The organism is Brevundimonas sp. UBA5936, assembly GCA_002430835.1.
GTDB lineage: Bacteria > Pseudomonadota > Alphaproteobacteria > Caulobacterales > Caulobacteraceae > Brevundimonas.
In genome coordinates this window covers 1-21027 of sequence record DJDA01000040.1, presented here as the reverse complement: position 1 = coordinate 21027, position 21027 = coordinate 1, and the positions used below count along the sequence as shown (strand labels likewise).

The following is a 21027-nucleotide window of genomic DNA, read 5'->3' as shown; positions in this document are numbered from 1 at the left end:
ATGACCGTTTCCGACGACCCCGCCTTCCTATCCGCCGCCGACCTGCCTGTGGACGGCGCCGAACTGGCCGCCTTCATCGCCGGCAAGCTGTGCCACGACTTCATCAGCCCGGCGGGCGCGGTGATGTCGGGTCTGGACCTGCTGGACGATCCCAGCGCCCAGGACATGCGCGACGACGCCCTGGGCCTGATCCGTCAGAGCGCGGCCAAGATGGTGGCCCTGGTGCACTTCGCCCGCGTGGCCTTCGGCGCGGCGACCAGCAGCGAACAGTTCTCCGGCGCCGAACTGCACGGCCTAGTTGCGGGCCTGACCGACGGCGGGCGCGCCACGCTGGACTGGCGCGTGGGCGAGGAAACCTTCACCAAGCTCCAGGCCCGCGCCCTGATCAACCTGGCCTATCTGACGGTTTCGGCCCTGCCGATGGGCGGGGCGGCGGTGGTGACGGCCCGCCGCGAAGGGGACCAGCTGTTCCTGGTCGGATCAGCCGAGGGGGCACGCGCCCGGCTCAAGCCCGAGGCCGTGGTCGGCCTGAAGGGCGAGCGGCTGACCGAGGGCCTGGCGGGGCAGTGGATCCAGCCCTACTGGCTGTGGCTGACGGCGCGCGAGGCGGGCGGACGGCTGGACCTGGCGACCGAAGAAGGCCGCGTGGCCTTGATGGCGCGTCTGCCGGGCGCTAATGAGCAAACCGCGTTCGTTGATCCAACGCTCCGTTAACCCGCCTCAACGACTATGGCGCGAGCGTGATTTCGATCTCGCGTGAAACGGGAAGCGACCCAGTGGACCCCAGAACCTGTCTGATCGTCGATGACAGCCGCATCATCCGCAAGGTGGCGCGCCGCATCCTGGAGGATCTGTCCTTCGACGTGGCCGAGGCGGCCGACGGCGCCGAGGCGCTGGACTATTGTCAGGCGGCGATGCCCCAGGTGGTGCTGCTGGACTGGCAGATGCCGGTGATGGACGGCCTGGCCTTCCTGCGTCGTCTGCGCGACCTGCCGGGGGGGCGCGCGCCCAAGGTTCTGTTCTGCTCGGTCGAGACGCGGGCGGATCGAATCGCCGAAGCCCTGTCCGCAGGAGCCGACGAATATGTTATGAAGCCCTTCGACGGCGAGATCCTGCAAGCCAAGCTCGCCGAAGTGGGAATGGTGCAGTCGCCGTCATGACGCCGGAGGATTTCGATCGTCTTCAGACCCTGCTGGCGTCCCGCGCCGGCTTCCGGCTGACCCGAGACCGGATGCAGTTGGCCGAGCATCGGCTGGGGCCTGTGGCGCGGCGCGAGGGCTATCACAACGTCGAGGCCATGCTGACCAGTCTGTGGAGCCGCCCGGTCGCCTCCCTGGGCTGGAGCGTGATCGAGGCCCTGCTGAACGGCGAGACCTGGTTCCGGCGCGACCGTGCGGCCTTCGAGGTGATGGAGCGCGAACTGTTGCCCGCCCTGACGGCGGCGCGGCCGGGCGGTCGGGTGCGCATCTGGTGCGCGGGCGCCTCGACCGGACAGGAGGCCTACTCCCTGGCCATCGCCGCCCTGGAGGCGGGGGCTCAGGTCGAGATCGAGGCCACGGACCTGTCGCGTCAGGCGATCGAGAAGGCGCTGTCGGGCCTCTACACCTCGTTCGAGATACAGCGCGGCCTGTCGGCGCGCGCCATGCTGCGCTGGTTCGAACAGGTCGACGACCAGTGGCGGGCGCGCCCCGAACTGCGCGCCGCCATCGCCTTTACGCGCGCCAACCTGCTGGACGAGCCGACGGATGAGGGCCGGTTCGACGTTGTCTTCTGCCGCAACGTCCTGACCGATATGGCGCCGGAACGCCGTGCGCGGGTTCTGGACGGGCTGGAGCGACGGATGGTCGACGACGGCTGCCTGTTCCTGGGCCATGACGAGCGGCCGGACGGCGACAGCGTGGCTTTCCGCCCGGTGGCCGGGCGCAAGGGCCTCTATGTGAAGAGCGCGGCCGCCGCACGCCGCGCCGCCTGATCCGTCAGGCCGACGACAGCAGGCCCTGGGCGGCGACGGCCTTGACGCCGGGGCCGGGAACCTCGGCGAAGGCCAGGTCCGTGACGCCGAAATACTCATGCTGGTTCAGGGCGCACCAGTCGGTGGTGACGATGCGGACGGTCTCGCGCTGTTCGCCGCCTTCGACCGCGCCATAGACGAAGTCGCCGGTACGGCGCGCGAAGGGCATGACCCGGTCCTGATTGGCCAGGGCGGTCAGCTCGGCCAGGCGCGCGGCGGGAACCTCGGCCATCATCAGCTTGCCGTCGAAGCGCACTACGGCGTCGAAGGCGTAGCGGCTGACCGGACCGGCGCTCAGGCCTGTGCCCAGGGTGGTGTGGCCGATGAAGCCCGCCTGGGCCCCGGCGAAGCGGGCGAAGGCGGCGGCCACGGCGCGGCCGGTGTCGCCCAGCGATAAAGCGATCGAACTGGTCCCGAGGACGGCACGCTCCTGATCGGTCAGATGCCGGTCCAGCGTCGTGCGGATCAGGGCGGCCAGGGCCGGGTCGGCGGGGCCGTCCAGGGCGACGGTGCGCGACTGCGCCCGGACGCTTCCGTCGCTGAGATAGTCGGCGGCCGTATAGGCGTTGCTCCACGATCCGGTGTGGGCGTAGAGGCCGCGCCCCAGCGTCTCCTGGAACAGCAGGTGGTTGTGCCCGCCGATCATCAGGGCGCCGTCGGGCAGGGCGGACAGCATCCCCCGGTCGCCCGCCACCCCGGCGTGGCTCATCACCAGGGTCAGGTCCGCGCCGTCCAGAAGGGTCGGCAGCTGGACGTTCGCCCATTCGCTCGGATCGGGGATCGACAGCCAGTCGCGGCTGGCTTTGGGATAGGTGTTCAGCGCGTTCGTGCCGAAGCCGATGATGCGCAGCCGTCGATCGCCGAAGGCCAGTTCAGTCGCCGCCGGCGCATAGGGCTGACCGGTGCGGGCGTCGACGATGTTGCTGAGGACGGTGATCCCCAGGCCGCGCATCCGCGCGACCACCTCATGCAGGTCCGGCGTCAGGTCGTTGTCGTGGTTGCCCAGATTGACCACCGTCGGGGCGATGGCGGGCAGGGCGGCCAGGAAGGCCCAGTCGATCGCGCCTTCGGACCGCACCGAGACGACGTTGCCGTGCTCGAAGATATCGCCGTCGATCGCGATCAGATGCGGAACCGGCCGGCTGCGGACCTCTGCGCGCAGGGCGGCCAGCAGCTGGGCGCTGCGCTCATAGGCGGAATGCAGGTCGGACATGGCCAGGATGCGGCCGACGACGGCTCCCTCGCGAGTCTGGCCGAGGGCGGGCAGGGCGCCGCCGATCAGGGGCAACACGGCTGCGGCGCCCAGGAAGCGGCGACGGGAGGGGAAGGCGAAGGGCATCTGAAAATCTCCGGTGCGCGACCCTGCGGGAGACGACGCAGCCGATCTGCATGGCACGGCTGGTTGCACCGCACAACTTGAGGCGCGTCTCATATGTGAAACGAACGGCGGTTTGTTTTGGCCTGTGTCCCTGTCGCGAAAGGTTCACGGTGAAGGGCGTTTCGGTGCTGGAACCGGCGACGCTTCGGGCCTAGGGCCTGCGGCGAATTCACCCACCCAAGATCATCAAGAAGGGGATATCTCGATGACGCGTCTCTCGGTTCTCGCCGCCTCCGCCAGCGGTCTGGCCCTGCTGCTCTCCACGCCGGCCCTGGCGCAATCCGCCGACGTTCAGGCCGAACAGGCCGCCGCCGTCGGCGACATCGTCGTCACCGCCCAGCGCCGTAGCGAAAATATCCGCGACGTGCCGTTCGCCGTCACGGCGATGAACACCGAGACGCTGAACGCCGTGAACGCCGGCGGCGGCGACATCCTGCAGTTGTCGGGCCGCGTGCCCAGCCTGCAGGTCGAAAGCTCCAACGGCCGCTATGCCCCGCGCTTCTACATCCGCGGCCTGGGCAATGTGGACTTCGACTTCAACGCTTCGCAGCCGGTTTCGGTCGTGCTGGACGACGTGGTGCTGGAGAACGTCTATCTGAAGGGCTTCCCCCTGTTCGACGTGAAGCAGCTGGAAGTGCTGCGCGGTCCGCAGGGCACCCTGTTCGGCCGCAACACTCCGGCGGGCGTGGTCAAGATCGACACGGTGAAGCCGGGCGACGACTTCACCGGCTTCGGCTCGCTGACCTACGGCAACTACGGTTCGATGCGCGCCGAGACGGGCGTGACCCTGCCGGCGTCGGATACGCTGTCGGTGCGGGTCGCTGCCCTGTGGAACCATCGCGATGACTGGGTCAACAACGCCTGGGACGCTCCCTTCGCCAAGAAGGACGGCAAGGATCTGGGCTCCTTCGACGACGTGGCGGGCCGCATCCACGTCGCCTGGACCCCGACCGAGCGCCTGTCGACCCTGCTGACCCTGCAGGCGCGCGACTATGAGGGCACGGGCACGATGAACCGCGCCAACGTCCTGACCAAGGGCTCGAACAAGCTGAACGACAACTTCGACCGTGAGACGGTCTGGTACGACGGCGGCCGCAACAACTACCAGAAGCAGAAGACCCTCTCGCAGTCGCTGCAGGTCGCCTACGACTTCGGCCCGGCGACGCTGACCGGCGTCATCGGCTCCTACCAGGGAGAAAGCCAGGGCAACGGCGACATCGACGGCGGCGTCTCGGTCGGGGCGCCGACCGGCGCCGGTTACAAGACCCCGTTCGCGGTCGAGACCGGCACCCTGTCCAGCGACCTGGTCCAGAACACCTATGAGCTGCGCCTGGCCTCGAACGGCGACGGCCGCTTCGGCTGGCAGGTCGGCGCCTTCTACTGGGACGAGCGCTTCAACCTGGTCTCGGGCACGTTCAACGGCGTCGGCGGCATCGCGCCGACGGTGGTTCCCGACGTCATCCAGAAGTCGGACTCCTGGTCGATCTTCGGTCAGGGCCGCTATCAGGTGACGGACGCGCTGAAGCTGACGGCCGGGGTTCGCTACACCGACGACAGCCGCGACTTCTGGGGCCGCCGCATCATCCCGGCAGGCAGCCCGTCCACGGCCAAGCCGCTGGATAACGTCACCAAGTCGGTCGGCGACGAACAGGTCAGCTGGGACGTCAGCGCCCTGTACGAGGTCAACGACGGCTTGAACCTGTTCGCTCGCGTGGCCAACGGCTATCGCGGCCCGTCGATCCAGGGCCGCATCGCTTCGGCGGACATCGTGACCACGGCGGATTCGGAAACGGTCATGTCCTATGAGGCCGGATTCAAGGCTCGCCTGTGGGACGGCCGCGCCCGCCTGAACGCCACGGCCTACTTCTACGAAGTCTCCGATCCGCAGTTCACGGCCATCGGCGGCGCCGGCAACTTCAACCAGCTGCTGAACGCCGACAAGGGCGAGGGCTATGGCCTGGAAGTGGACGGCGACGTCTATCTGGGCGCGGGCTTCAGCCTGGCCGGCGGCCTGGCCTGGAACCACACCGAGATCAAGGACAAGGATCTTCAGGTCGGCGTCTGCTCGGCGCTCGCCAACTGCACCGTCACCGACCGGATGGTGACGGTTGGATCGGCGCGTCTGGCCTATATCGACGGCAACCCCTTTCCCCAGGCGCCGGAATGGACCGCCAATCTGACGCTGTCCTACGTCCATCCGATCGGCGACGATCAGGAGCTGTTCGCCGCGACCGACTGGGTGATGCAGAAGGACTTCAACCTGTTCCTCTATGAATCGGTCGAGTTCATGCAGGACACGGCGTTCGAAGGCGGCCTGCGCGCGGGCTGGCGCGACCTGAACCGGGGTCTGGAAGCGGCCGTCTATGTCCGCAACATCACCGACGAGGCCAACATCCTCGGCGCCATCGACTTCAACAACCTGACGGCCTTCGTCAACGAGCCGCGCATGTACGGCGTGGAGCTGTCGAAGCGCTTCTAAGCCTCTACGGCGGATCGCATCGGAGGGCGGCGGCGGGGAGACCTGTCGCCGCCCTCTTGCCATTCCGGTCCAGCTTGGTCCTACTGGGGACCGGATCGGGGAGGATCTCTCATGCGGCTGGCCTTGCTGTTCGGATCGCTGACGCTCGCCTTCTTGCTGGCGGTGTGGACCACCCAGGCGCCGAAGCCGCGCGCGGCGGACGCGCCCGCCGCCGCCTTCTCGGCCGCGCGGGCCATGACCGACATCGAACAGATCGCCCGCGCTCCCCACCCGGTCGGCTCGCCCGAACATGCGCGGGTTCGCGCCTATCTGAGCGCCCGCCTGACGCAGCTGGGGCTGGAGGTCAGCGAACAGGCGGGGCCGTTGTCGCCCGCCTCGGTCAAGCGGCTGGCGCGGGCGGGCGGCGATCCGGCGGCGGCGGGCAATCAGGCGATCAATCTGATCGGCGTCCTGCCCGGAAAAGACCGCAGCCAGCCCGCCGTCATGCTGATGGCCCACTATGACACCGTGGTCGGCTCGCCGGGCGCAGCCGACGATTCCGCCGGGGTCGCCGCCATTCTGGAAGCGGTGCGGGCGATGAAGGCGCGCGGTCCGGTCGAGCGCGATCTGGTCGTCCTGCTGACCGACGCCGAGGAGCTGGGTCTGGACGGGGCGCGGGTCTTCTTCGGCGGCCACCCCCTGCGCGACCGCATCGGGGCGGTGGTGAACCTTGAGGCGCGCGGCGGCGGCGGCCGCGCCGCCATGTTCGAGACCGGGCGCGAGGCCGGGCCGACCGTGCAGTTGTTCCGTCGTGCGGCGGCCAGGGCCGACGGCGGGACCACCGCCACCTCCATCGCCGCCTTCATGTACGAGCGGATGCCCAACGGCACCGACTTCACCGTGCCCAAGGACCGGGGGATCGGCGGACTGAACCTGGCCTTCATCGGCCGCCCGGATCAGTACCATTCGGCCAACGCTACGCCCGCCAACCTGGATCGGGGCGCGGTTCAGCATCTGGGCTCCCAGGCGCTGGAGGCGGCCGATGCCCTGGCGCGCGCGTCCAGCCTGCCGGCCAAGGGCGAGAACCTGGTCTACTCCGACGTCTTCGGCCGCTGGATGGTCGCCCATGCGCAAGGAACCGGCTGGGTTCTGCTGGCCCTGGCGGCGCTGTTGGGCGGTTTCGCCGCCTGGCGGGTGCGGCGCCGGGCGGGACTGACGGCGGGGCAGGTCGGCCTGGGCGTGCTGGACGGGGTGTGGTTCCTGACCGGGGGCGTGATCCTGGTGCAGGCGACGCGCCTGCTGGCCGGGCCGATGTCGAGCCGCGCCGATTCGCCGGACGTCTACTACACCCTGTTGCGCCGCCTGCCGTGGATGGAGGCGGGGGCGACGCTGGCGATCGTCGCCCTGGCCCTGGTTTTGCTGACCGGCGCGCGCCGGGCGCGGCCGCGCGTGATCGGCGGGGCGCTCGCCGTCTTGACGGCCGTCGTCCTGCTGGTCGGCGGGTTCAGTCCGGTGATGCTGGGGCTGGGCGTGGCCGCCATCATCCTGTCGTTGTGGCCAGGGCGCGCCGAGCGTTCGGCCTGGGGCGGTTGGTTGGGCCTGATCGCCCTGATCTTCGTCTTCGGCTGCGCCTTGCAGGGTGCGGCGCCCGAGGCGGCTCTGTTGTTCGTCTGGCCAGTGTTGCTGGCCGCGACGGCGGCGGCCCTGGCGGCTTTGATCGACCCCGGCTTGACGCGGCCGCTCGGCCTTCTGCCCGCCGCCGTGGCGACTGTGCTGGGCGGCGCCTGGCTGCTGGGGATCGGCCACTTCGTCTTCCTGGGCGTGGGGATGGACATGCCGGGCTCCCTGGCCCTGATCGCCTTGCTGGCGCTGCTGTTCGCTCGCCCGCTGGCGCCGGGCGCGAAGACGACGCGCCTGGTGCTGTTCGCGGCGGCCGCCTGTCTGATTGCGGGCGTCGGCCTGAACATCTCGGCCCAGCTGCTGGCGCCGTCGCCCGCCGTGGCGGAGACCTTGCCCTAGAGGGGTGCTGGCGTCGGACCGCGTGAGCGTTTATCGCAGCCGATCATGAGCGATCCCGTCCTCGTCACCGGCTCCGCCGGCTTCATCGGCTTCCACACCGCCCGGCGTCTGCTGGAGCGGGGCGAGCGCGTCATCGGCCTGGACAACCTCAACGCCTATTACGATCCGGCGCTGAAGCAGGCGCGCCTGGCCCAGCTTCAGGCCTATCCCAACTATCGCCATCATACGCTGGACCTGGCTGATCGCGACGGCGTCGCCGCCCTGTTCGCCGAGCACAGGCCGCGCCGGGTGGTGCATCTCGCCGCCCAGGCGGGCGTCCGCTACAGCCTGGAAGCGCCCGAGACCTATGTCGATTCCAACGTCGTCGGCTTCCTCAGCATTCTGGAGGGCTGCCGCGCGGTCGGGGCGGCCAACCTGGTCTTCGCCTCGACCAGTTCGGTGTTCGGGGCCAACCGCGCCCTGCCGTTCTCGGTGCGCCAGCCCGCTGATCATCCGCTGACCGTCTATGCGGCGACCAAGCTGGCCAATGAGGCCATGGCCCATTCCTACGCCCACCTGTTCGGCTTTCCGGCGACCGGCTTGCGGTTCTTCACCGTCTATGGACCGTGGGGGCGCCCGGACATGGCCCTGTTCAAATTCACCCGCGCCATCCTGAAGGACGAGCCGATCGACGTGTACGGCGAGGGGCGGATGAGCCGCGACTTCACCTATGTCGACGACATCGTCACCGGCGTGATCGCCGCCCTGGACCGGCCCGCGGCGATCGACCCGGCGTGGGACGCGACCGCTCCCAATCCGGCGACCAGCGGCGTCGCCCCCTGGCGCATCCTGAACCTGGGCGCGGGCCGCCCCGTGCCGCTGATGCGCTATATCGAGGTGCTGGAGACCAAGCTGGGCCGCAAGGCCAAGCTGAACCTGATGCCCATGCAGGACGGCGACGTGGCCGACACCGAGGCCGACGTCACCGACACCCTGGCCGCCCTCGATTACGCTCCTACGACCCCGGTGGAGGAGGGCGTCGCCCGCTTCGTCGACTGGTACTGCAACTTCTACCGCGAGAACTGAGGCGCAGAGGCGCTCGCCCTGGAGGGCGATCGAACGTCAGCGATTTCGTGAAGGTGCCCTGGTGGAGCCGAGGGGAGTCGAACCCCTGACCTCGTCATTGCGAACGACGCGCTCTACCAACTGAGCTACGGCCCCGACCGACAGGCAGGCGCGGGACATAGAAGCGTCCAGGGGGGCGTGTCAACGGGCCGCGCACGAATCCTTGGCGATCTGCGGCGGGGCCGCTAGAAGCGGCGTGAACGAAGCAGGAGTTTCTCATGGGTTTCGCCCTTGTCTGGCTGGTGAACGCCGTCGTCACCTTGATGATCTGGTGCATCATCGCCTCGGCGATCCTGAGCTGGCTGTTCGCCTTCGATGTGATCAATCCGCGCAACCGTTTCGTGGGCCAGATCGCCTATGTGCTGGATACGGTGACGCGACCGATCCTGGGACCGCTCCAGCGGGTGGTGCCGTCGCTGGGCGGCATCGACATCACGCCGATCATCGCCTTGCTGGCGCTGCAGTTCCTGAGCGTGCTGTTCAACCGGACGGTCGCGCCGATGCTGATCATGTCGCTGGGCTGATCCACGGCTGCGTCGAGGGGGAGGCTGTCGGGCGTTGAGCCCGGATCACGGCCCCCCAGGAATCCGCACATGGAGCCCAATCCGCCCTTGCGTGGCGCGAGCGGGCTCCTAAGGTGCCGACGACTGGTCCCTGGCGGACCGCCTTTTTCGCGTAATTCATGACCACGATCAGGACAGTCGCCGTCATCGGCGCCGGGCAAATGGGTTCGGGCATCGCTCAGGTGGTGGCCGCCGGCGGCTATGAGGTGAAGCTGTACGACATTGCGCCGGACCGCGTGACCCTGGCCCTGGGCGAGATCGCGGCCAGCCTGGCGCGTCGCGCCGCACGCGGCCTGTCGAGCGAGGCGGAGGCCCAGGCGGCCCTGCAGCGCATCGCCTCGGTGACGACCCTGGCCGAGGCGGCCAAGGCCGATATGGTCATCGAAGCCGCGTCTGAGGAGGAAGCGGTCAAGAAGGGCGTCTTCGCCGAACTGACGCCGCTGCTGGGGCCGGACACCCTGCTGGCGTCCAACACCTCCTCGATCTCCATCACCCGCCTGGCCTCGGTCACGGATCGGCCTGAGCGCTTCATCGGTCTGCACTTCATGAAGCCGGCGCCGACGATGAAACTGGTCGAACTGGTGCGCGGCATCGCCACCTCGGCCTCGACCTTCGAGACGGCGGTCGCCTTCGCCGAGAGCCTCGGCAAGATCATCACGGAGTCCGAGGACTTCCCCGCCTTCATCGTCAACCGCATCCTGGTGCCGATGATGAACGAGGCGGTCTATGTGCTGTACGAGGGCGTCGGCGACGTCGCCTCGATCGACAAGGCCTTGAAGTTGGGCGCCAACCATCCGATGGGGCCGCTGGAGCTGGCGGACTTCATGGGGCTGGACGTGGCCCTGGCCATCATGAACGTGCTGTATGACGGCCTGGCCGACAGCAAATACCGGCCCTGTCCGCTGTTGGTGAAATATGTCGAGGCCGGCTGGCTGGGCAAGAAGAGCGGGCGCGGCTTCTACGACTATTCCGGCGAGACGCCGGTGCCGACCCGCTGATGGCCGTCGCCTTTCCCTCCCTTCCGGGCCTGAAGCGCGTGGCGCCGCGGCGCGGCGCGGGCGCCCTGGTTCCGGCCGCCCTGGCGGCGGCGGCCTGGCCGCCGGTGATCCTGACCCTGTTCATCTGGCCGCCCGAGAATTGGTGGTCGGGCGTGGATACGGACTGGCGGCTGGTGATGCTGGCGGTCGGACTGATCGCGGCGCCGGTGGGGCTTTGGCTGTTGCTCGACAGCCACGGCAAGACCGGGCGCCCGTCGACGCGGCTGGGCGTGGTGTGCCGCTTCACCGTGTTCGGCGGCCTGCTGGCGGCGGCGATGCAGACGATCATGGCCGTGGTCATGGCGGGTCTGGCGGGCGCCGCCTCGCAGAGTCTGGTCCAGGGCCTGGGCGCGATCGAGACGGCCCTGCTGATCTATGGCGTCGGCGGCCTGCCGCTGGCGGTCATGATGGGCGTCAGCTACGCCCTGTGGGGCGGCCTGTGCGTGGCCTATCTGGGATTTGTCCCGGCGCCGGTGGTCACCAACCGCATGGGCGTCCTGTCCGAACGGGACGTTACGGGGATTTAACGTGAACCGAAGCGGCCGTCCCGCCTAAGCCTGAACCCCTATGCGACGAACGGGGGCGAGCATGAGGGACCAGGTCACGACGGCCGAGCCGAATCCGGTGGCGGCGAACCAGCGGATCGTGACGCTGGACGTGCTGCGCGGCGCGGCCGTTCTGGGCATTCTGGCGGTCAATGCGGCGGCCTTCGCCCTGCCGATGGTGATCCTGGAGTCGGCGCCGGATCAATCGCCCTTTCCCGCCGTCGTCGGGGCTTCGGGCGTGGCGCAGTGGGCGGTCGATGTCTTCTTCCGCCAGAAGTTCGTGACCCTGTTCTCCATGCTGTTCGGCGTGTCGATCTTCCTGGTCGGCGGCGAGCGCGGCGATGAGGCCAAGGGGCGCGTCCTGCGCCGTCGCCTGATGTTCCTGGCTCTGTTCGGCCTGATCCACGGCCTGGCCTTCTGGTACGGCGACATCCTGCTGCTCTACGCCTGGTCGGGGCTGTTCGTGACGCTGATGCGGTCGATGCCGGCCAAGCCGCTGATCTGGATCGGGGCCGGGGCGACGGTGCTGCTGGCCACGCTTCAGGCAGGCCTGATGATGACGATGGCGCATTTCCCGGAGGCCATGAGCGAAGGCGGGCCTGCCGATGGCGCGGTCGCCGCCTCCATCGCCGCCTATCAAAGCGGCTGGGCAGGCGCGGCGTTGGAGAATCTGAAGGCCTGGGCCTTCGCCCAGGGCGCCAGCCTGCTGATGTATGTCTTCTCGACCGTGCCGCTGATGATGCTGGGGCTGGGCCTGTTCAAGGCGGGCTTCTTCCATGGCCGCGTCCCGACACGCGTCTATGCGATGTTGATGGCGGGCGGCGCGGCGGTCTTGGCGCTGCTGGGCGTTCTGGAGTGGCTGGAGATCCAGGCCGGTCCGGGCGTCGAGGCTACCGGCGGCTGGGCGGCGGTCGTCGCCTCCTATCCGATCATCATCACCCTGGCCTACGCCTCGGTGTTGATCCTGGCCACGACGCGCGGCGTGGGCTGGCTGCGCAAGGTCTTGGCGCCGGTGGGGCGGATGGCCTTCACCAACTATCTGACGCAGACCCTGATCATGACGAGCATCTTCTACATGCCGTGGGGACCGCGCCTGTTCGGCCAGGTCGACTATCCGATGCAGTGGGCCATTGTCGTGGGCGTCTGGGCGCTGCAGCTGATCTGGTCGCCGCTGTGGCTGTCGAAGTTCACCATGGGGCCGTTCGAGTGGCTGTGGCGACGCCTCAGCTATGGGCGCGACCTGCCGTTGCGGCGCGCGGCTTGAGCTGGAAGGGGCGGCGGCGAGTTGCGGCGACGGAACTGATGGCTTAATCGCCGCCTCATGACCGACGAAGCCTCCAACCGCCCCGAAGCTCGCGCGCCGCGCGGGTTCGCCGACCGTCGCGGCCGCGACCTGACCGCCGAGCGCCGCATCGTCGCGCGCGTGTCCGAGGTCTATGAGCGCTGGGGCTTCGAGGCGCTTGAGACCCCGGCCTTCGAATACGCCGACGCGCTTGGCAAGTTCCTGCCCGACGCCGACCGTCCGAACGAGGGCGTCTTCGCGCTTCAGGACGACCCGGATTCTGAAGGCAATGGGCAGTGGATGGCCCTGCGCTACGACCACACCGCGCCTCTGGCCCGCTTCGCCGCCCAGAACTGGGAGACCCTGCCCAAGCCGTTCCGCCGCTACGCCTATGGGCCGGTGTGGCGCAACGAGAAGCCGGGGCCGGGCCGCTTCCGCGAGTTCTGGCAGTGCGACGCCGACACCGTCGGCTCCGACCGGCCCGAGGCCGACGCCGAGATCATCGCCATGGGCTGCGAGGGCCTGCGCGCGGCGGGTCTGGCGGCGGGGCAGGCGGTGATCCGCGTCTCCAACCGCAAGCTGTTCGACGGCCTGTTCGACGCGGGCGGGATCACTGATCCGGTGCAGCGGCTGACGGCTCTTCGGGCCGTGGACAAGTACGACCGCCTCGGCGTCGAGGGCGTGCGACTGTTGCTGGGCGAGGGCCGTCTGGACGAGTCCGGCGACTATACCAAGGGCGCCAACCTGCCGGCTTCAGTGATCGGGGCGATCGAGGCGTTTCTAGCTTCGGCTGAGGCGCCGGGCCTCAGCCGCGCAGGCGTGCTGGACGCCGTGTCGGGCGCCGCGCGTTCAGGTTTCTTGGGCGCCGCCGGCGAAGAGGCGCTGAAGGAACTGGCCGCCATCGACCGCGCCTTGAACGCCATGGGCGTGTCGCAGGACGACGTGCGCTTCGACCCGACCATCGTGCGCGGGCTGGAATATTACACCGGCGCGGTGTTCGAGGCCGAGCTGCTGCTGGACACCAAGGACGAGAAGGGGCGCGCCGTGCGCTTCGGCTCTATCGGCGGCGGCGGGCGCTATGACGACCTGGTGTCGCGTTTCACCGGCCAGTCGACCCCGGCGACCGGCTTCTCCTTCGGCGTGTCGCGTCTGGCCTCGGCCCTGCGCGCGGCGGGACGCGGCGACGAGGACGTGACGCGCGGGCCGGTGGTGGCCATCGTCTTCTCCGAGGACGACATGCAGCACTATCTCGACGCCGTGTCCGAACTGCGCGCGGCGGGCATTCCGGCCGAGCTGTATCTGGGGCGGGCGGGCATGAAGGCGCAGATGAAATACGCCGACCGTCGCGGGGCCCCGGCCGCCGTCATCCTGGGCGGAGACGAGATCGCCGCCGGTCAAGTGACGATCAAGGATCTGGACGCCGGACGCGCCCGCGCCGCCGCCATCACGGACAACAACGCCTGGAAGGCCGAGCGCCCGGGTCAGCAGACCGTGGCCCGCGATCAGCTGGTCGCGGTGGTCCGTTCCATTATCGAATAAGCTTCGATAAAAACCATGACGAAGACGTGACTTATCAACGTTCAGTTACGAAAGACCCCTCTTTCGATAGAGGCTTGATTGACTTGCCCCCCTCGATGGCGTCATTTGGTCTCACTCAAGAGGCGCAGCGCTCAGCCGCAGCGACATCTTGAAGGCGTTTCGGGGAGGAAACGTCCGCTCCTGAGAGAGCGAGAAGGCCCGCTGCGATGTATCCCCCGCAGCGGGCTTTTTCATGCCTGGAGCGCAGGGTAATCGAAGGATATTCGATAGCGGGGCGGTTTGGTATAATGCGCCGTCATCCTCGGGCTTGACCCGAGGATCCAGCCGCGCCGACCTCTCCACCCCGCCTCGTGCGTCAAACGTCCAGATTGCTGGATCCTCGGGTCAAGCCCGAGGATGACGGCATGGAGGAGCGTTAGGAGAAGACGCCCATGAAAAAGGGCCGGAGCGTCGCCACTCCGGCCCTCTTCGTTCAGCAGGCGCCGCGCCCTACCAGATGCGGACGCGCTCTTCCGGCGTCAGATAGTATTTGGTCCCCGGCTGGATGCCGAAGGCGTCGTACCAGGCGTCGATGTTGCGCACCGGGCCGATGACGCGGAACTCGGCCGGGCTGTGCGGATCGGTGGCGATCTGGTTCTTCAGGGCGTCCTCGCGGTACTTGGACTGCCACACCTGCGCCCAGCCGTAGAAGAAGCGCTGGTCGCCGGTCACGCCGTCGATCACCGGGGCGGGCTGGCCCTTCAGCGACAGGTGATAGGCCTCGAGACCGACCGCCGTGCCGGCCGCGTCGCCGATGTTCTCGCCCATGGTCAGGCCGCCCTGGACGTGGAAGCCGGGCAGGGGCTCGAAGGCGTCGTACTGGGCGCCCAGGCGCTTGGTCAGGCTCTCGAAATTGGCCTTGTCCTGATCTGTCCACCAGTTGCGCAGCACGCCGTCGCCGTCGGACTTGGAGCCCTGGTCGTCGAAGCCGTGGCCGATCTCGTGGCCGATGACGCCGCCGATGCCGCCGTAGTTGACGGCCGGGTCCGCGTCCGGGTCGAAGAAGGGCGGCTGCAGGATGGCGGCCGGGAAGACGATCTCGTTATTGGCCGAGTTGTAATAGGCGTTCACCGTCTGCGGGGTCATGCCCCACTCGTCCTTGTCGACCGGTTGGTCCAGGCGCGACAGGCGATAGTTCCACTGGAACTGGCCCATGCGCTGGCTGTTGCCGAACAGGTCGTCGGCGCGGATCTCCAGTGCGGAGTAGTCGCGCCACTTGTTCGGATAGCCGATCTTGACGGTGAACTTCCGCAGCTTCTCCTGAGCCGCCGCCTTGGTCTCCGTGCCCATCCAGGTCAGGTTGTCGATGCGGTGCGACAGGGCGGTGCGCAGGTTGGCGACCAGTTCTTCCATCTTGGCCTTGGATTCGGCCGGGAAGTATTCGGCGACATAGAGACGGCCAGCCGCCTCGCCCAGGGCGCCTTCGGCGAAGCTGATGGCGCGCTTCTCGCGGCTGCGCTGTTCGGGCTGACCGGCCAGGTCGCGCGAGTGGAACGCCCACTGGGCGTCCGAGAAGCGCTGCGACAGCATGGGGGCCGCGTCGTCCGTGGTGTGGAAGGCCTGCCAGGCCTGCAGGGTCGCCACCGGCGTCTCGCCGAAGATGGCGGCCATCTTCGGCATGGCCGTGTTCTGACGCACGATCACGCGGTCGACCGCGCCCAGGCCGGCGGCGTTGAAGTAGCCGGCCCAGTCGAAGCCGGGCGCCTCGGCGGCCAGGGTCTGGATCGAATAGGGGTTGTAGGTCTTGTCGCGGTTGCGGTTCTCGATCGGGGTCCAGTGGGCCTCGGCGATCCGGTCTTCCAGGGCGACGATGGCGGCGGCCGAACCGGCCGGATCGGTCCAGCCGATGTTGGTCAGCGTCTGTTCGATATAGGATTGGTACTTCTGCTTCTTGTCGGCGAAGCGGGCGTCCAGATAGTAGTCGCGGTTGGGCATCCCCAGGCCCGACTGGCCCGTGGTCACGGCGTAGCGGGTGGGGTTCTTCTGATCGATGGTGATGCCGGTGCCGAAGAAGGAGCCGCCCGCGCGTCCCTGGGTCTGACCCATGTAGGCGGCGATCTTCTCATGGCTGTCGGCGGCGCGGATGGCGGCCAGATAGGGGGCTAGGGGCTGGGCGTCCAACTGGTCGACGCGGGCCTGATCGATGAAGGCGCGGTAGGCGTCGGCGATCTTCTGCTCGTCCGAACCGGCGGCCAGATCGGTGCGCGCGGCCAGGCCCGTCACCAGCTTCTTCATGCGGTTGTCCGACAGTTCGCGCAGCAGGGCGAACGAGCCGTAGGAGGTGCGGTCCGACGGGATGGTCAACTGGTCCAGCGCCGCGCCGTTGGCGTAGCGGAAGAAGCTGTCGCCCGGATCGACCGAGGTGTCGCGGCCCGCCAGGTCAAAGCCCCAGGTTCCGTATCGGGGCGCGTCCGTGCCCTGCCAGCCCGAGGCGCCGCCCTGGGCGGCCGGGGTCTGGAACAGCTCGAAGACGGTGCAGGCCTCGTCGATGCAGGCGTGGTCGTCATGGGCCAGGGCGGCGGCCGGCGCCAGAAGGGCGGCCGCAGCGACCCCCGCGAACAGTTTCTTCATTCGTCGTTTCCTCATCTCGGGCCCTAAGGGGCGCGCTGCCCAAAGCCTAGCGGCAGGGGGCGATCATGCGGTCTTAAAAAATTTTGACGCGCCGCGCGAGGGCGGATCGGATTCCCTGTTTTCGCCGTTCGGCCGCCTAATGATGCAGAGAGGAAATAGACTGAGGCATATAGCCAAGCTTTGAGCCGCAGAGCTTTGCTGACCTTGCGGTATCAGTAGAACTCCGTAGTCGTGTTGAACTCCTGAGCGTGGTGCGGCAAAGTTTTATGCCGCCCGTGACCCATTTTGGTCATTGTTCGGTGATGAAAGTTCACCACTTCCTCCCAAGGAGCGTTCTCCGCCTTGTTCCAGGTTCGCGTCAGATCGACGGCGAGCCGCGATGGGGCGAACGCCGCACATAGATGAGTTTAGAGCCGCCGCCGATGCGTGAATCTTCCCAGTCCGCCCCTGCCGTCGCCGAAGCCGAAGTCCAGCCCCGGCTGAACCGCCGCCAGGCCGCCAAGGTGCGCACGCGTCAGAAGGTTCTGGACGCCGCCCGCACCCTCTTCGCCGAGCGCGGCTATGACGCCGCCACCATCCGCGACATCGCCAAGGGCGCCGGCATGTCGACCGGCGCGGTCTTCGCCAACTTCCAGGACAAGGCCGAGCTGTTCGAAGCCGTCTTCTCCGAGGAGATGGAAGGCCTGTTGGTCGATATCCGCACCGCCGCCGCCGAGGGCCGCGTTCTGGACCGCCTGTCGAACGGGCTGACGGCGGGTTATCACCGCTCGTTGGACCATCTGCCGCTGATGCAGGCCATGGTGGCGCGTTCGTGGTTCCAGCCGGAAGACGCCGATCTGCGCTCGCGCGCCTTCGTCCGTCCCCTGGTCGAGGCCGTGGCCGAGATTCTGCAGGCCGGCGTGCGTGAAGGCGAGCTGCGCCAGGACGTGGACCTGCCCATGTTGGCGCGTCTGATCTGGGACGTCTTCATCAACAACTTCCGCTTCGCCGCCTATGACAACTGGGGCATCGAAGAGCTGACGCCGCATATCCGCAAACAGCTGGAGCTGATCCTGTCCAGCCAACTGGCGCGCCAGTAAGGCCTCAGCCAGAACCGATTGAGGGCCGTACGCCGAAGGGGCGTGCGGCCCTTTTTCTATGTGCTGATCAGATCGGCTCCAGGTTTCTCGCGTCCCGATGGAACGGCGGTCTTGCTGGCGTGTTGCTGTCCAAGGCCAAGCTGAACGATGGGAGGGCGCCATGTCGTCCATTGAGCGCGGACGGGGCTTCGGCAGCGTCCTTGTCAGGCTTCTCGGGATCGTCATCGCCCTGATCGGGCTGACGCTGACCATAGGCGGAGGCCAGCTCATCATGCTGGGCGGGTCCGCCTATTATCTGATCGTCGGCCTGTTGATGATCGTGTCGGGCGGGCTGCTGGCCTTGCTCAGACCGTTGGGTGCCTGGCTCTACATCGCCATCTTCATCGGCACCGTCGTCTGGGCGCTGTGGGAGGTCGGGTTGAACGGCTGGGCCTTGGTCCCGCGCGTGGTGGCGCCGCTGGTGCTGTTGATCGCGGTGGTCCTCAGCTTCCCGGCGCTGAAGCGCGACGGGGGCGGGGGCAAGCTGGCCTTGGGCGGCCTGGCGGCCATCGTCGTCTTCGGCCTGATCTCCGGCGTGGTGGTGGCTCAGGCGAACAAGGCGCGGGTGCTCAGCCCGGTTCCGGGCGCGGCGAACGGCGGCGTGGGCGATCCGGCGGTGCTGAAGGTCGGCGCCGACTGGCCCGCCTGGGGCGGTTCGGACAGCGCCCAGCGCTATTCGCCGCTGAGCCAGATCACCAAGGACAATGTGAAGGGGCTTCAGCGCGCCTGGACCTTCCGCACCGGCGACTTGCCGGACGAGCGCTGGGGCGCCGAGACGACGCCGCTGAAGATCGGCGACACCCTCTATCTGTGCTCGGCCCGCAACCGGCTGTTCGCGGTCGATGCGGCGACCGGCAAGCAGAAGTGGACCTATGATCCCAAGGTCGCCGACGACCAGATTCCCTATACCGCCGCCTGCCGGGGCGTGGCCTATTACGCGACCCCGAACGTCGACGCGGCCCAGCCCTGCGCCACGCGCATCATCGAGGGCACGCTGGACGGGCGTCTGGTGGCGGTGGACGCGCGCACGGGCGTTCCCTGCGCCGGTTTTGGGGCCAACGGCTCGGTCAGCATCAAGCACGGCATGGGCGATCCCTATCCCGGTATGGTGTCGATCACCTCGGCGCCGGTCATCGTGCGCGGCGTGGTGGTCACGGGCCATCAGGTGCTGGACGGCCAGAAGCGCTGGAACGCATCGGGCGTGATTCAGGGCTTCGACGCCGTGACGGGCGAGCTGCGCTTCGCCTGGGACATGATGCGGCCGGACATCACCACCCTGCCGCCCGAAGGCGAGACCTATACGCCGGGCACGCCCAACATGTGGACCACGGCTACGGCGGACGAGGCGCTGGGTCTGGTCTTCCTGCCGATGGGCAATTCGGCGGCAGACTATTATTCCGGCCTGCGTCGCCCGGCCGAGAACGAATACGCCACCTCCCTGGTCGCGCTGGACGTGACCACGGGCAAGCCGCGCTGGCATTTCCAGACGGTGCGCAAGGATGTCTGGGACTATGACCTGGGTTCGCAGGCGACCCTGGTCGACATGCCGATCAACGGGACTGTGATTCCGGCGGTGATCCTGCCGTCCAAGCAGGGCGACCTCTACATCCTGGACCGCCGCACCGGCCAGCCGCTGCACAAGGTCGAGGAGCGCCGCGTGCCGCAGGGCGGCGTCGAGCCGTCGCAGCGCAGCCCGACCCAGCCCTTCTCCTTGTTCCACACGCTGAGGAAGGCCGACCTGACCGAGCGCGACATGTGGGGCATGTCCCCGATCGACCAGATGGTCTGCCGCATCCAGTTCCATCAGGCGGCTTATGACGGCTATTTCACGCCGCCGACGGCGGACCGGCATTGGATCCAGTATCCGGGCTACAATGGCGGCTCGGACTGGGGCGGAGTGGCGGTTGATCCGGCGCGCGGCGTGATCGTCGCCAACTATAACGACATGCCCAATCACAACCGTCTGGTGCCCCGCGCCGAGGCCGAGCGTCTGGGCTGGTTCGCGCGCGACGACCCCCGCTACATCGAACGCGAGAAGGAGGCGGCCAATCGCGGCGGCAACCTGTCGAAGTCCAAGGCCGAGGGCGCGGGCGATCCGCAGATGGGCGTGCCCTACGCCATCGACGTCAATGCGGGCTGGCGGGTCAAGTTCACCGGCCTGCTGTGCAAGCAGCCGCCCTATGGCGGGATGCGCGTCATCGACCTGAAGAGCGGCCGCACCCTGTGGGATCGCCCGTTCGGTACGGCGCGCAAGAACGGGCCGTTCGGCATTCCGTCGATGCTGCCGCTGGAGATCGGTACGCCGAACAACGGCGGCTCGGCGGTGACGGCGGGCGGACTGATCTTCATCGCCGCCGCGACGGACGACCTGATCCGCGCCATCGACATCGAGACGGGCAAGACGGTGTGGTCGGACGTGCTGCCGGCGGGCGGTCAGGCCAATCCGATGATCTATGAGCAGAACGGCCGTCAGTATCTGGTCATCATGGCCGGCGGGCATCACTTCATGGAGACGCCGCGCGGGGACTATGTGATCGCTTATGCACTCCCTGAAAGCCGTTGAGGCGCGGTTCTCCCTCCCCTTTATGGGGAGGGGGGTCGCGTAGCGACCGGGTGGGGAGGGCCGTACGATATGGGCGGGGCGTGGTCTGCTTAAGCGGCCCCACCCGGCTTCGGCTGCGCCTCGGCCACCCTCCCCATAAAGGGGAGGGAGAATGTGTATTACGGTCGCGTCTGGCCCTCGCCGCGCACCACATATTTGTATGTGGTCAGTTGCTCCGCCCCCACAGGCCCGCGCGCGTGCAGTTTTGATGTCGAGATGCCGATCTCTCCGCCGAAGCCGAACTCGCCCCCATCGGCGAACTGGGTCGAGGCGTTGATCAGGACGATGGCGCTGTCGACGCCCTCAGCGAAGCGTTCGGCCGCCTGCTCGTCGGTGGTGACGATGGCCTCGGTGTGGCCCGAGCCGTAAGCGCGGATGTGCGCGACCGCGCTGTCTACGCCGTCCACGACACGCACCGAAAGAATGGGGGCCAGGTATTCGGCAGTCCAGTCGGCTTCGACCGCCTCGCCCATGTCGGGGATCAGGGCGCGGGCCTCGGCGTCGCCACGCAGTTCGCATCCGGCGTTGATGAGATCAGCGGCGATGGCGGGCAGCAGGCGCTCCGCCGCCGCGCGATCGACCAGCAGGGTCTCGGTCGCGCCGCAGACGGAAACGCGGCGCATCTTGGCGTTCAGGGTCACGCGGCGGGCGACGTCGAGGTCTGCGGCGGCGTCCAGATAGGTGTGACACAGGCCCTCAAGGTGGCCTAGCACCGGCGCTTTCGCTTCTGACTGGACGCGGGCGACCAGGCTCTTGCCGCC

At 68.2% G+C, this 21027-nt stretch carries 16 protein-coding genes and 1 tRNA gene; 13 read left to right on the top strand and 4 right to left on the bottom strand.

Features of this window, described 5'->3' with window-relative positions; translation table 11 throughout:
- The 3 genes from chpT (at position 1) to B2Y21_RS04100 (ending at position 1972) form a co-directional block, all read left to right on the top strand.
- On the top strand, positions 1–714 hold the full coding sequence (gene chpT, locus B2Y21_RS04110; RefSeq protein ID WP_292057243.1) for a histidine phosphotransferase ChpT: 714 nt from the start codon (positions 1–3) through the stop codon (positions 712–714).
- A gap of 62 nt (positions 715–776) precedes the next feature.
- A complete protein-coding gene (locus B2Y21_RS04105; protein WP_292057241.1) occupies positions 777–1160 on the top strand; it encodes a response regulator in 384 nt (127 codons plus the stop codon).
- On the top strand, positions 1157–1972 hold the full coding sequence (locus B2Y21_RS04100) for a CheR family methyltransferase (protein ID WP_292057239.1): 816 nt from the start codon (positions 1157–1159) through the stop codon (positions 1970–1972). The genes B2Y21_RS04105 and B2Y21_RS04100 overlap by 4 nt, the downstream gene beginning before the upstream one ends.
- A 4-nt stretch (positions 1973–1976) precedes the next feature.
- Here the strand turns inward: B2Y21_RS04100 and B2Y21_RS04095 are convergent, their stop codons facing one another.
- Positions 1977–3350 carry a metallophosphoesterase gene (locus tag B2Y21_RS04095; protein ID WP_292057237.1) on the bottom strand — a complete coding sequence of 458 codons (1374 nt, stop codon included), beginning with the start codon at positions 3348–3350 and terminating at the stop codon, positions 1977–1979.
- Positions 3351–3594: 244 nt separating this feature from the next.
- Between B2Y21_RS04095 and B2Y21_RS04090 the strand changes: the two genes are divergently transcribed.
- The 3 genes from B2Y21_RS04090 to B2Y21_RS04080 all read left to right on the top strand — a co-directional run bounded on the left by B2Y21_RS04090 (position 3595) and on the right by B2Y21_RS04080 (position 8931).
- On the top strand, positions 3595–5868 hold the full coding sequence (locus B2Y21_RS04090) for a TonB-dependent receptor (RefSeq protein ID WP_292057234.1): 2274 nt from the start codon (positions 3595–3597) through the stop codon (positions 5866–5868).
- Positions 5869–5979: 111 nt separating this feature from the next.
- Positions 5980–7866 carry a M20/M25/M40 family metallo-hydrolase gene (locus tag B2Y21_RS04085; protein WP_292057232.1) on the top strand — a complete coding sequence of 629 codons (1887 nt, stop codon included), beginning with the start codon at positions 5980–5982 and terminating at the stop codon, positions 7864–7866.
- Positions 7867–7911: 45 nt separating this feature from the next.
- On the top strand, positions 7912–8931 hold the full coding sequence (locus B2Y21_RS04080) for an NAD-dependent epimerase (RefSeq protein ID WP_292057230.1): 1020 nt from the start codon (positions 7912–7914) through the stop codon (positions 8929–8931).
- Positions 8932–8990: 59 nt separating this feature from the next.
- Here the strand turns inward: B2Y21_RS04080 and B2Y21_RS04075 are convergent.
- Positions 8991–9066: transfer RNA gene (locus B2Y21_RS04075), tRNA-Ala, on the bottom strand.
- Positions 9067–9188: 122 nt separating this feature from the next.
- Between B2Y21_RS04075 and B2Y21_RS04070 the strand changes: the two genes are divergently transcribed.
- From B2Y21_RS04070 to hisS, 5 genes are all read left to right on the top strand, one after another.
- The gene (locus tag B2Y21_RS04070; RefSeq protein WP_046653094.1) at positions 9189–9494 is read left to right on the top strand and encodes a YggT family protein; all 306 of its coding nucleotides are present in this window, start codon (positions 9189–9191) and stop codon (positions 9492–9494) included.
- A gap of 158 nt (positions 9495–9652) precedes the next feature.
- Positions 9653–10531 (top strand): 3-hydroxybutyryl-CoA dehydrogenase, encoded by an 879-nt coding sequence (locus tag B2Y21_RS04065; protein WP_292057224.1) that lies wholly within the window; start codon positions 9653–9655, stop codon positions 10529–10531.
- The gene (locus B2Y21_RS04060) at positions 10531–11097 is read left to right on the top strand and encodes a hypothetical protein (protein ID WP_292057221.1); all 567 of its coding nucleotides are present in this window, start codon (positions 10531–10533) and stop codon (positions 11095–11097) included. The genes B2Y21_RS04065 and B2Y21_RS04060 overlap by 1 nt, the downstream gene beginning before the upstream one ends.
- A gap of 61 nt (positions 11098–11158) precedes the next feature.
- Positions 11159–12379: a DUF418 domain-containing protein gene (locus B2Y21_RS04055; RefSeq protein WP_292057219.1), complete on the top strand. Its 1221-nt coding sequence runs from the start codon at positions 11159–11161 to the stop codon at positions 12377–12379.
- Between the two features lie 57 nt (positions 12380–12436).
- Positions 12437–13936, top strand: a complete 1500-nt coding sequence (hisS, locus tag B2Y21_RS04050) for a histidine--tRNA ligase (RefSeq protein ID WP_292057218.1) — start codon at positions 12437–12439, stop codon at positions 13934–13936.
- 489 nt (positions 13937–14425) lie between these two features.
- On the opposite strand, the gene B2Y21_RS04045 is transcribed toward hisS, so the two are convergent.
- On the bottom strand, positions 14426–16546 hold the full coding sequence (locus tag B2Y21_RS04045) for a M13 family metallopeptidase (RefSeq protein ID WP_292057214.1): 2121 nt from the start codon (positions 16544–16546) through the stop codon (positions 14426–14428).
- Positions 16547–16968: 422 nt separating this feature from the next.
- Between B2Y21_RS04045 and B2Y21_RS04040 the strand changes: the two genes are divergently transcribed.
- Positions 16969–17625, top strand: a complete 657-nt coding sequence (locus B2Y21_RS04040) for a TetR/AcrR family transcriptional regulator (protein ID WP_087141585.1) — start codon at positions 16969–16971, stop codon at positions 17623–17625.
- Between the two features lie 160 nt (positions 17626–17785).
- On the top strand, positions 17786–20227 hold the full coding sequence (locus B2Y21_RS04035; protein WP_292057211.1) for a membrane-bound PQQ-dependent dehydrogenase, glucose/quinate/shikimate family: 2442 nt from the start codon (positions 17786–17788) through the stop codon (positions 20225–20227).
- Between the two features lie 158 nt (positions 20228–20385).
- On the opposite strand, the gene B2Y21_RS04030 is transcribed toward B2Y21_RS04035, so the two are convergent.
- Positions 20386–21027: glutamate-5-semialdehyde dehydrogenase (locus B2Y21_RS04030; protein ID WP_292057209.1), on the bottom strand; the 642-nt coding region annotated here is incomplete at its 5' end.